The organism is Pseudoduganella violacea (assembly GCF_014191875.1).
Taxonomy (GTDB): domain Bacteria; phylum Pseudomonadota; class Gammaproteobacteria; order Burkholderiales; family Burkholderiaceae_D; genus Rugamonas; species Rugamonas violacea_A.
This window is the reverse complement of sequence record NZ_JACHXD010000006.1, coordinates 224,266-236,117: the sequence shown is the minus strand read 5'-3', so window position 1 is coordinate 236,117 and position 11,852 is coordinate 224,266. Positions and strand designations below refer to the sequence as shown.

At 65.1% G+C, this 11,852-nt stretch carries 11 protein-coding genes; all 11 read right to left on the bottom strand.

Annotated features, from left to right (window positions below; translation table 11 throughout):
- Position 1: 1 nt before the first annotated feature.
- Entirely contained in the window at positions 2-1,171 is a 1,170-nt protein-coding gene (locus tag FHS03_RS13070; RefSeq protein ID WP_183441399.1) for a patatin-like phospholipase family protein, read from the bottom strand.
- A 27-nt stretch (positions 1,172-1,198) separates the two neighbouring features.
- Entirely contained in the window at positions 1,199-2,968 is a 1,770-nt protein-coding gene (gene ggt / locus FHS03_RS13065; protein ID WP_183441398.1) for a gamma-glutamyltransferase, read from the bottom strand.
- A gap of 63 nt (positions 2,969-3,031) precedes the next feature.
- Complete coding sequence (locus FHS03_RS13060; protein WP_183441397.1) at positions 3,032-3,790, bottom strand: 3-hydroxyacyl-CoA dehydrogenase; 759 nt, start codon at positions 3,788-3,790, stop codon at positions 3,032-3,034.
- A 65-nt stretch (positions 3,791-3,855) separates the two neighbouring features.
- Positions 3,856-4,737: a hypothetical protein gene (locus FHS03_RS13055; RefSeq protein ID WP_183441396.1), complete on the bottom strand. Its 882-nt coding sequence runs from the start codon at positions 4,735-4,737 to the stop codon at positions 3,856-3,858.
- A 103-nt stretch (positions 4,738-4,840) separates the two neighbouring features.
- Complete coding sequence (locus tag FHS03_RS13050) at positions 4,841-7,117, bottom strand: sodium-translocating pyrophosphatase (RefSeq protein WP_183441395.1); 2,277 nt, start codon at positions 7,115-7,117, stop codon at positions 4,841-4,843.
- A gap of 187 nt (positions 7,118-7,304) precedes the next feature.
- Positions 7,305-7,961, bottom strand: a complete 657-nt coding sequence (adk, locus tag FHS03_RS13045; protein ID WP_183441394.1) for an adenylate kinase — start codon at positions 7,959-7,961, stop codon at positions 7,305-7,307.
- Between the two features lie 123 nt (positions 7,962-8,084).
- Positions 8,085-8,843, bottom strand: coding sequence for a 3-deoxy-manno-octulosonate cytidylyltransferase (gene kdsB, locus FHS03_RS13040; protein ID WP_183441393.1), 759 nt, complete (start codon positions 8,841-8,843; stop codon positions 8,085-8,087).
- On the bottom strand, positions 8,844-9,020 hold the full coding sequence (locus FHS03_RS13035; protein WP_107876951.1) for a Trm112 family protein: 177 nt from the start codon (positions 9,018-9,020) through the stop codon (positions 8,844-8,846). It abuts the gene before it with no gap.
- A complete protein-coding gene (lpxK, locus tag FHS03_RS13030; RefSeq protein ID WP_183441392.1) occupies positions 9,001-10,074 on the bottom strand; it encodes a tetraacyldisaccharide 4'-kinase in 1,074 nt (357 codons plus the stop codon). The genes FHS03_RS13035 and lpxK overlap by 20 nt, the downstream gene beginning before the upstream one ends.
- A 33-nt stretch (positions 10,075-10,107) precedes the next feature.
- Positions 10,108-10,536: an ExbD/TolR family protein gene (locus FHS03_RS13025; protein ID WP_050408927.1), complete on the bottom strand. Its 429-nt coding sequence runs from the start codon at positions 10,534-10,536 to the stop codon at positions 10,108-10,110.
- Between the two features lie 18 nt (positions 10,537-10,554).
- Positions 10,555-11,160 carry a MotA/TolQ/ExbB proton channel family protein gene (locus tag FHS03_RS13020; RefSeq protein WP_176348232.1) on the bottom strand — a complete coding sequence of 202 codons (606 nt, stop codon included), beginning with the start codon at positions 11,158-11,160 and terminating at the stop codon, positions 10,555-10,557.
- Positions 11,161-11,852 lie beyond the last annotated feature (692 nt).

Here is an 11,852-nt window from a genome sequence, read left to right as displayed (position 1 = left end):
CTCAGGAGGCAAAAAACGCCAGCACATCGGCCTTGCGCGCCTGGGTGTCGCGCTGGCCGAGCCGGATCAATTCGGAAGTATACGTCGATTCGAACAGCAGGTAGGACGCTAATGCGGCGCCGCGCGTCTCCGTGGCACCGATCCCGGACAGCATGGTGCGGATCGGCGCGGGCAGGCTGGCGATATGGCGGGTGGCGATATCGTCCAGGCGCTCGGAAGGCGCGATCACCAGCAGCTCCACCGGCCGCAGCGGGGTCTTTTGCAGCAGCTCCTCAGGCAGTACCGACAAGGTCTGGTTGACCCGGTTCAGGCGTTCGATATCCACCGCCAGGCTGTCGAGGAAGATGGACGACATGGCATGACCGGCGATCTGCGCCAGGCTCGGATAGCGCGCCGATTCGGTGGCCTGGCGCGCCGGCTCCGTCAACCGTCCCGCCCCCACCACCAGCACCTTGGCCGCGCCCAGGTGGATGGCCGGCGAGATCGGCGCCAACTGGCGCATCGAACCGTCGCCGCAGTATTCGCGGTGGCCGCCCAGGTACAGCGGCGTAGCCGGGAAGATGAAGGGGATGGCCGACGATGCCAGCAGATGCTCGACGCCGATCTGGTCCTGCATGGCCACGCGCTGCATGCGCACCCAAGGCGCGATGTCGGCGGCGGTCTGGTAAAAGGTGATGTGCTGCCCGCCGGTATAGGACGAAGCGGTGACGGCCAACGCGTGCAGCAAGCCTTCCTGCAGCACGGCGTCCAGGCGCGGCAAGTCCAGCATGCGGTGCAGCAGGTTGACCAGCGGGGTGTTGTCGAGCAGGGAATTGGGCGGCGAAGCGCGCCATTTGCGCAGCAGCCAGCCGAAGGACAGCAGGGAAAGCCAGCGCGCGCCGGAGCGGATCACGCCGAGCGAATCGGCGCGGTAGACCTGGCTGACTTCGATATTGCTCCAGACGTCGAGCAGTTTTTGCACGCCCTCGCCGAAGTTGTCGGCGCGGCAAGCCAGGGCGGTGGCGTTGATGGCGCCGGCCGAGGTGCCGCAGATGATCTGAAAAGGGTTGCGCGCCGGCGGCCAGCCCTCCTCCCACAGTATCTCCGATATCGCTTGTAGCACCCCGACTTGGTAGGCGGCGCGCGCACCGCCCCCGGTCAGGATCAAGCCTGTTTTCTTTTTGCTTCCCATTGCTCTAGATTAACACGTTTAGGCTTGCTAATCGCCCTTCACTACCCCCTCACGGCGCGGATCGGCGCCGCCAAACCACACTTCCTTGCCGTTGCGGCGCAGGCGCTGGATGCCCTGCAGGCCGGAGTTCTGCTCGTACTGGCGCACCTCGTGGCCGCGGGCCTTCAGCACGTCCACCACGGCGGGCGGGAAGCGCCCCGCTTCCAGCTCGGTCGGACCATTGCGGCTGCCGAAGTTGGGCAGGCTGATGGCCTGCTGCACGTCCAGGTTCCAGTCCAGGGTGCCGACCAGCACCTTGGCCACGTAGTTGATGATGGCCGAGCCGCCCGGCGAACCGGTGGCCAGCACCAGCTTCTTCGTCTCCTGGTCGAACACCAGGGTGGGCGACATGGCGCTGCGCGGCCGTTTGCCCGGCTGCACGCGGTTGGCGATGGGCCCGTTTTCGTCGGCCGAATCGAAGGAGAAATCGGTCAGCTGGTTATTCAGCAGGAAGCCGTCGACCATCTGGCGCGAGCCGAAAGCGTCTTCCACCGACGTCGTCATGGACAAGCCGCCGCCCAAACCATCGACCGCCACCAGATGCGAGGTCGAGGGATTTTCGATGGCGCTATCGCTGCCCCAGGCCAGTTTCAGGTCGGTCGGCACGCCCGCCTTGGCGCGGCCCATGGACTTGTCGCCGATCAGGGCGGCGCGCTGGCGCAGATAGGATTTATCGAGCAGCGCCGCCAGGCCACGCCCCGGCAACGGCACGAAGTCGGTGTCGGCCACGTAGCGGTTGCGGTCGGCGTAGGCCAGGCGGCCCGCCTCGGTGAACAGGTGCACCGCTTCCGCGTCGGGCACGCCTTTCACCGGCAGGTGCGCGGCCAGCGGTTTCGCCTCCAGCATGCCCAGCATCTGCGCGATGGCGATGCCGCCCGAGGATGGCGGCGGCATGCCGCACACGGTCCAGCGCTTGTAGTCGCTGCAGACCGGATCGCGCTGCTTGGCCTGATAGCCCGCGATATCGGCCTCGCTTAAAGTGCCGGGATTGGTCGGATGCTGGTTCACCTTGGCCGCGATGTCGCGCGCGATGCGGCCCTTGTAGAAGGCGTCGGCGCCGCCGGCCGCGATCTCGCGCAGGCTGCGCGCCAGCTCGGGATTTTTCAGCACATAACCGACCGGGCGCGGCTTCTTGTCGGCGTCGTAAAAGTAAGCGGCGGCCACCGGGTCGCGCAGCAGGTGCGCGTCCCAGCCCAGCAAGGCGTTCAGGCGCGGGCTGACGGCAAAGCCCTCCTCGGCCAGCTTGATGGCCGGTTCGAACAATTTGTCCCAGGCCAGCTTGCCGTGCTCCTTGTGCGCCAGCTCCAGCATGCGCAGCACGCCGGGCGCGCCGACCGAACGGCCGCCCACCACGCCCACGCTGCGCGACACGGGCTTGCCATCGGCGTCCTGGAACAGGCGCTCGGTGGCGCCGGCCGGCGCGGTTTCGCGGCCGTCGTAAGCCTGCACGCGCTTGCCGTCGTAATACATGAGGAAGGCGCCGCCGCCGATGCCCGACGATTGCGGTTCGACCAGGGTCAGCACCAGCTGGGTGGCGATGGCGGCGTCGATGGCCGCCCCGCCCTGCTTGAGCATCTGGTAGCCCGCTTCGCTGGCGTGCGGATTGGCGGCGGCCACCATGTATTTCTGCGCCGTCCAGCCGGCTTTTTCGGCATAGCCGGTGGCGATTTCGGGGGCGCGCTCCTGCGCGTGGATGGGGGCGTGGGCCAGGCCGCCCAGCAGGGCGGCGGCCAAGGCCAGGGAATGCGGTCGCAACATATCTTCTCCAGAAACGCGAACGCGCGACCGAAGCCGCGCGTCCGATGATTCTGGCATGCTACCTTATTTCGGCTGCATGCGGATGGCGCCGTCCAGGCGGATCGTCTCGCCGTTGAGCATCACGTTTTCGATGATGGCCTTGGCCAGCTGCGCGTATTCGGCCGGCTTGCCCAGGCGCGATGGGAACGGCACCATCTTGCCCAGCGCGTCCTGCACCTCGGCCGGCATGCCCAGCAGCATCGGCGTTTCGAAAATGCCGGGGGCGATGGTCATCACGCGGATGCCGTTGCGCGACAGGTCGCGCGCCATCGGCAGGGTCAGGCCCGCCACGGCGGCTTTGGACGAGGCATAGGCGGCCTGGCCGATCTGGCCGTCGAAAGCCGCCACCGAGGCGGTGTTGATCATGACGCCGCGCTCGCCGTGCTCCAGCGCCTCGTTCTGGGCGATGGCTTCGGCCGCCAGACGGCACATATTGAAGGTGCCGACCAGATTGATATTGACCACGCGCTGGAACAGTTCGAGCGGATGGGCGCCATCCTTGCCCACGGTTTTCATGGCCGGCGCCACGCCGGCGCAGTTGATCAGGCCGCGCAGCGTGCCCAGGGCCTTGGCGGCGGCGACGACGGCCTGGCCGTCCGCTTCCGAGGTGACGTCGCATTTGACGAATGTACCCTTGAGTTCAGCGGCCAGCTTTTCGCCCGCCTCCACCTGCACGTCGGCCAGCACCACTTTGCCGCCCGCCTGTACCAGCATGGCCGCCGTGGCCGCGCCCAGACCGGAAGCGCCGCCGGTGATGATGAATACACTGTCTTTGATCTGCATGTCGTCCCCTATCTCGGATTGGATGACGTTTACGTTAACGTCAAGTGGGGCTTATTGTAGCCGAATCAATGACATTGAATCCAGCCACCCGTGTTGGTGCAGGATTTGCCGGTGGGCGTGGTCAGCGTGGCGCCGGAACCGATGTAGCGGTTGCCATGGATATCGGTGCAGCCGCCCGGCGTGCAGTTGGCCACGGGGACGGGGCGGTTGTCCTGCGCCGCTCCGCTGGCAGCGGACGGCGTGAACGAGGGGCCGGAACCCGGTGCGCGGCCGCTATCGAGCACGGCGCTGGGCAGCACCAGCTGCGGGCCTGCGGGCGGCGCGGCGGCCGGGACGCGCGGCATCTGCGGCATGACGCTGCGATGCGGCGCATCGCGCCGCTGCGGCGCCGTGCGGCAGGGCTCGACCGCCAGGCGCGTGCCGTCCGCGCTCAGTTTGCAGACCGGCAGACGGGCGTAGGCGGCTTTTTCCTTGGCCGTCATGGCAGGAATGGCGGGATACACGGAGTCCGGACTTGACGCGCTTTGCAGGCTGGCGCTGGCCGGCGTCGCCTGCGCCGGTGCGGAGGCCGGGGCGAGTGCGAAGGGCTTGCGCTCCTGCTGCGCCGGAGCGGCGCCGCTTGCCACAACAGCTTTCGCCAATTTCGGCGCAGCATGCGCGGCGTCGGGCGCTGCCGCCGGCTTGGTCCTGGATTTCGCCTTGTCCTTGGCCGCATCCTTGGCCAGTTTTTTAGCCGGCTCCTGCGCCGGTTCCTTCGCCGATTTCCTGGCCGCGGCAGCGCTCTTGCCAGGCTTGGTTTTGGCCTCGTCTTTTGCCTTCGCCTTGTCCTTGGCATGGCTGTGATGCGCCTTGGCCGTGGCGCTGGCCGAAGCTGGCGCCGCATTGGCGCCGAGGCAGGCCAGCAGCAAGACGCTGGCCAGGAGCAGAAGGAGAGAACGGACGATCATGAAAATTCCAGGCGGATGCAATATCGGCATCATACGCCCGCCTCCCCCTCAAAGGAAGACGCCACCCTGCCCGCAACCGGCGGGCAAGGACGGCGCTTGGCGCTTAACGCGCCGGAACGGGCGCCGGAGCGGGCGTGGCGCCATCGGCCGACACGGCGGGCGCTGCCACCGCATCGGCGGCCGAAGCCTGCGGCGGCACGGCGGCCACCGTCTCCGCCGCTGCAGCCTGGGGTGGCGGCGCCACCGTCGGCGCAACCGCCGTGGCCTTGGCCGGCATGGTGGCGTGGGCCGGCGCCTGGGCCTGCACCGGCGCCAGCATCGTCACCGACAGCCAGCCGGTGGCCGGCAGCAGCGGCACCAGCAGCAGGGCCACGATATTGATGATCTTGATCAGCGGATTGACCGCCGGACCGGCCGTATCCTTGTACGGGTCGCCCACGGTATCGCCGGTCACGGCCGCCTTGTGCGCTTCCGAACCCTTGCTGCCGAAATTGCCGTCCTCGATGTATTTCTTGGCGTTGTCCCAGGCGCCGCCGCCCGTCGTCATCGAGATCGCCACGAACAGGCCGGTGATGATGGTGCCCATCAGCAGGCCACCCAGCGCGGCCGGGCCAAGCAGCATGCCGACCAGGACCGGCACCAGCACCGGCAGCAGCGAAGGAATGATCATCTCCTTGATGGCCGACGCGGTCAGCATATCCACCGCCTTGTCGTATTCCGGCTTGCCCGTGCCATCCATGATGCCCTTGATGTCGCGGAACTGGCGGCGCACTTCCACCACCACCGCGCCGGCCGCGCGGCCCACCGCTTCCATCGCCATGGCGCCGAACAGATAGGGAATCAGGCCGCCGATGAACAGGCCCACGATCACCATCGGATTGGACAGGTCGAAGGTCAGCGAGCGTCCCACCGATTCCAGCGCATGCGTGTAGTCGGCGAACAGCACCAGCGCCGCCAGGCCGGCCGAGCCGATGGCGTAGCCCTTGGTCACCGCCTTGGTGGTATTGCCCACCGCGTCGAGCGGATCGGTAATGGCGCGCACCGAGTCCGGCATGCCCGACATTTCGGCGATGCCGCCGGCGTTGTCGGTGATCGGGCCATAGGCGTCCAGCGCCACCACGATGCCCGCCATCGACAGCATGGAAGTCGCGGCGATCGCAATGCCGTACAGGCCGGAGAGCTTGTAGGAGACCAGGATGGCGACGCAGACCGCAAGTACCGGCCAGGCCGTCGCTTTCATCGACACGCCCAGGCCGGCGATGATATTGGTGCCATGGCCGGTGGTGGAAGCCTCGGCGATATGGCGCACCGGCTTGAAGTCGGTGCCGGTGTAGTACTCGGTGATGTAGACCATCAGCCCGGTCAGCACGATGCCGACCACGGTCGAGCCGAGCATCTTGTAGCGCATATCGTCGTCCGGCCAGACCATCCAGGTCACGACGGCAAAGCCGATCAGCGACAGGCCGGCCGCCCACCACAGGCCCGTGTACAGCGCCGACATGATCTTCTTGCCCGGCTTGGCCTTGACCATGGAGCAGCCGACGATGGAACCGAGGATCGACACGGCGCCCAGCAGCAGCGGATAAATGATGGCTTCCTGCGGCGCATTGGCGATCATCAGGGCGCCCAGCAGCATGGTGGCGATCAGCGTCACCACATAGGTTTCGAACAGGTCGGCCGCCATGCCGGCGCAGTCGCCGACATTGTCGCCCACGTTATCGGCGATCACCGCCGGGTTGCGCGGATCGTCCTCGGGGATACCCGCTTCGACCTTGCCCACCAGGTCGGCGCCCACGTCGGCGCCCTTGGTGAAGATGCCGCCGCCCAGGCGGGCGAAGATGGAAATCAGCGAAGCGCCGAAGGCCAGGCCGATCAAAGGCTTGATGATGTCATGCTGGGTCAGGCCCGGATTCGGGTAGCTGCCCGAGGCCAGGGAAGTCAGCAGCAGGTAAAACAGGGACACGCCCAGCAGGCCCAGGCCCACCACCAGCATGCCGGTGATGGCTCCGCCCTTGAAGGCGACGTTGAGCGCCTCGTTCATGCCGACGGTGGCCGCCTGCGCCGTGCGCACATTGGCCCGCACCGACACATTCATGCCGATAAAACCGCAAGCGCCCGAGAGCAGCGCGCCGATCAGGAAACCGAGCGCCGTCTGCATCCCCAGCAGCAGATAGATCGCCACCAGCAGCACCACGCCGACCAGGCCGATGGTGCGGTACTGCCGCGCCAGATAGGCGGCCGCCCCCTGCTGGATGGCAAGCGCGATTTCCTGCATGCGCGGATTGCCCGCCTCCTGCCCCAGAATCCAGCTGCGCGACCATAAACCGTAGATGACGGCAATGATGCCGCACGCTATCGCAAACCATAGACTTGCTGCCATCAGACCTCCCCCTTCATATTGGAATCAAGCATACGTAACGAACTCAGAAAACCGCTACCCGCCGGATAGGCAGATGCGGCCAACCAAACTGCGTACTGCAAAACCTGATACGGCCAGGGGGCCGTGACGGCGCCGGGCGAAGCGGCGCGAAAAAAAAGCGAACCATCGAGGTTCGCTTTGCTCGTTCTTAGCTGGACAGCGCCGCGAATGCGCGCTCGCGGATTTCATCGACGGCGCCCAGGCCTTCGATCTTGCGGTATTTCGGCGCGTTGGCGTCGCCCGAATTGGCCCAGGTATTGTAATAGCCCAGCAGGACTTCGGTCTGGGTGTGGTACACGTCCAGACGCTTCTTGACGGTGTCAGCCTTGTCGTCGTCGCGCTGCACCAGCGGTTCGCCGGTCACATCGTCCAGGCCTGCGACTTTAGGCGGATTGAACTTGACGTGGTAGACGCGGCCAGAGGCCGGATGGCTGCGGCGGCCGTCCATGCGCTCGATGATCGATTCGTCAGGCACGGCGATTTCCAGCACATAGTCCACTTTCACGCCGGCGTCCTTCATGGCGTCAGCCTGGGCGATGGTGCGCGGGAAGCCATCGAACAGATAGCCATTGGCGCAATCGGCTTCTTGCAGGCGGTCTTTCACCAGGCCGATGATGATCTCGTCCGACACCAGTTGGCCAGCGTCCATCACCTTCTTGGCGGCCAGGCCCATCTCGGTGCCGGCCTTGATTGCCGCGCGCAGCATATCGCCAGTGGAAATCTGCGGAATATTGTATTTTTCCTTGATGAAGTTGGCCTGGGTGCCTTTCCCGGCGCCGGGAGCTCCTAACAGAATGAGACGCATGAAGTTTCCTAAAAAACGATTTGAATATTGTGATTAGATTGACTGGCTTGCTACGAAACTTACCACAAAAACCAGCCCGAACGCCACTTTGCGGGCGTGCGGCCATGCAAATTTGATAAAGCCTTAAACGAAATGTTGGCGCACGCGCTCCAGGTCTTCCGGCGTATCGACGCCGGCGGCGGGCGCCGAGTCGGTGACGTGCACCGCGATGGGATGGCCATGCCACAGCACGCGCAGCTGTTCCAGCGCTTCGATGGACTCCAGCGGCGAGGCTTCCAGCTTGGGATAGGCTTGCAGGAAGTCGTTGCGGTAGGCGTACAGGCCGATGTGGCGGAATGGCACATAGCCGGCCGGCAGCGCAGCGGTCTCGGCGCGCCCGGCGGCGAAAGCGTCGCGGTGCCAAGGGATGGTGGCGCGCGAGAAGTAGAGCGCGCGTTCCTGCTTGTCGAGCACCACTTTCACCACATTCGGATTGAAAGCGTCGGCCGCGTCGTGCAGCGGATGGGCGCAGGTGGCCATCGGCACCTGGGCGCCGATGCGGGCGGCGGCGGCGGCCAGCAGTTGCGGATCGATCAGCGGCTCGTCGCCCTGCAGATTGACGACCACGGCGTCGGCCGGCAGATTCAGCTTGGCCGCCACCTCGGCGATACGGTCGGTGCCGGAGGGGTGGTCGGCGCGTGTCATGCACACTTCCACGCCATGCTGTTCGCAAGCGGCGCGGATATCGTCATGATCGGTGGCGACAATGATGCGCTCGGCGCCCGCTGCGCGCGCGCGCTCGGCCACGCGCACCACCATGGGCTTGCCGCCCAGGTCGGCCAGCGGCTTGTTCGGCAGCCGGGTCGAAGCCAGGCGCGCCGGAATGATGACGATGAAGGACACTTATTCCACCGCGTCCTGCAGGGTGCGGGCTTCATCGGCCCACATGATCGGGATGCCGTCGCGGATCGGGAAAGCCAGGCGGTCGCCGCGGCAAATCATTTCCTGGGCCTTTTTATCGTACTCCAGCGGACCCTTGCAAACGGGGCAGACCAGGATATCAAGCAGACGAGCATCCACGACATTTCTCCACAATTTGTTGGGCCAGCGCGCCGTCGATGCGCGCCGCCACCGGAACCACCCACAGGCGCGGATCGTTCCTCAGTTCTTCAATTTGCGCACATTTTACTGCATCCTTCTCCGTCATCAAGATCAGATCGGCCTCCAGTTGCGCGAAAGGACGGTCGAGAAAGTCGTGATGGTCGGGCAAGGGCAGCTCGATCAGCTCGAATCCGGCCGCCTTCAGCATGCCGAAAAAGCGCGCCGGATTGCCGATGCCGGCGGCGGCGGCCACGCGCAGCCCCTGGCTGCGGGCGCGCTGCGCCAGCTCAGGCAGCGTGGCCTGTTCGCTGCGGTTTTGCAGGCGCTCGGCCATGTCGCCGGCCAGGGTCATTTGCCAGACCGGGGCGGCGCCGGCCACCGCGCTATGCAATCCCGGCGTGAGCCGGGCCGCGTTGACCACGGTGAAATCGCGGCGGCGCGAGGGCGGTTCGCGCAGCGGACCGGCCGGCAGGGTCCAGCCGTTGCCCACGCCGCGCCCGTCGAACAGCACCACCTCCACATCGCGCTGCAAGGCGTAGTGCTGCAAGCCGTCGTCGGTGACGATGATGTCCACCTGCGGATGGGCCGCCAGCAGCGCCCTGCCCGCCGCCGCGCGGCTGCGTCCCACCATCACCGGACAGCCGGTGCGGGCGGCGATCAGCACCGGCTCGTCGCCCACCTCGCGCGGCGTGGACGCCGTGCCGACGGGGCGCGGCACGCCGTCCTTGCTGCCGAAGCCGCGCGATACCACGCCCGGCGTGAAGCCGGCCGCGCGCAAGGCCTGCACCAGCCAGATCGTCAGCGGCGTCTTGCCGGTGCCGCCGATGAAGATATTACCCACCACCACCACCGGCACCGGCAGCTTCTCGGACTTGCTCAGGCCGAGCTTATAGGCGGCGGCGCGCAGGCCAGCCAGGCCGCGGAACAGCAGGGATACGGGCCACAGGGCGCAAGCCAGCGGCCCGCGCCGCAGCCAGGCACGCGTGAGCGTGGTTTCAAGCGCCGAGGGCGCGGACGGAGAGGTAGTCGGCATAAGGCTGCGCCGCGCCGCAAGGGACGCAGCGGTTTATTTGGCGGAGCCGGTTTGGGCGGCGAAGGTGAGCTTGTCGAAGCCGGCGATGCGCGCCGCCTCCATCACATTGACCACCATCTGGTGCATGGCGAATTGATCGGCGTTGACGATGACCACGGGCGCCTTGTCTCCGCCCTCTTTCGCGGCGGACTTCATCGCTTCGGCAAAGCCGGCCACGTCGTGGAAGGAGACCGGCACATTGTTGATGGTGTAGTTGCCCTTGGCGTCCACCGTCACGTTCAGCTCATGCGGTTTGTCTTTCGCCTTCTCGGCGTCGGCCGTGGGCAGGGTGATTTGCAGCTCGGTGAACTTGCTGTAGGTGGTCGTCACCATCAGGAAGATCAGGATCACCAGCAACACGTCGATAAACGGGATCAGGTTGATCTCCGGATCTTCGCGCTTGCTGCCGCGGCGGAAGTTCATGGCCATGCCGCCTCCCGCTTATTTGCGCGCGCTGTGGACCACGTCCACGAACTTGATGGCCTGCTGCTCCATCTCGATGATGAAGCTGTCCACCAGGGCGCGGAAGTGGCGGTAGAAGACCAGGGTCGGCATGGCGATGGCCAGGCCGAAGCCGGTGTTGTACAGCGCCACCGAAATGCCGTGCGCCAGCTGGGCCGGATTAGCGCCCTGCGCGTTCTGCGAACCAAAGATTTCGATCATGCCGACCACGGTGCCGAACAGGCCCATCAACGGCGCCAGCGTGGCGATGGTGCCCAGCGTGGTCAGGAAGCGCTCCAGCATATGGGCCACGCCGCTGCCGGCTTCCTCGATGCTCTCTTTCATGACTTCGCGCGGCGCGTCGATATTGCGCAGCGCGGTGGACAGCACCACGCCCAGCGGCGAATTTTTTTCCAGCTTGTCGATGATGTCCGGCGTGATATTGCCGCCGCGGTAAATCTTGACCACTTCATCCAGCAGGCCGCGCGGCAGGATGCGGGCGCGGCGCAGGTACAGCAGGCGTTCGATGATCAGGGCGGTGGCGACGATGGACGCGATCAGCAACAGCCAGATAGGCCAGCCTGCGGCTTGGAAGATGGCGAGCAAGACTTACTCCTGTGAATGGGACGGCTTTTTGCCTAAACGCGCAATGTAGCGTGTTGCACGGCGCTCGGCAAGTGGCGCGCCGCCCGCCCCAGCCAGCCCCCGCCCCCGGCCACGCCGGCCCCGCCCCGACTTTTCCCCAGTTTGCCCACATAAACTGTGGACAAAGTTGTTGGCAAACCGAATTACTCACAGGAATAGCATTGATTTATAAGGATTTTTTCAGGTTGCGCAATTTAGTAGCAAGGCTTTTCCCCAGCACTACCTGTACGGTTCTTCACAAAATCTGTGGACAAAAGTGTGAGCAATAGGCAGTAAGCATGGTTAAGCTATTGATTTACAATGCAATAGTCGGACTGCTCACAAATTAAGCATCAGCAACTGTACAGTCCAAATGGATCAACTGTGCAGTTCTGCACAAATTCTGTGGACAAAATTGTGAGCAAGGCGCGGGATGCAAGGTAAAGCCCTTGATTTAAAAGAACTTTCCTTCCCTGCGCAAAAAAAATGCATTGGCAGGAAATTGCCGGATTTGCGGCAATTTCAGAGCTACCAGCTTGGGGAAAGCAGCAAAATGAGGATAACTCATCGCTTCTGCACAAATTCTGTGGACAAAATTGTGAGCAAAGGCAAGAACAAGCGGTAAAGCCCTTGATTTAAAAGGAAAAACCTTCTCAGCCCAAATTTTAGGCAGG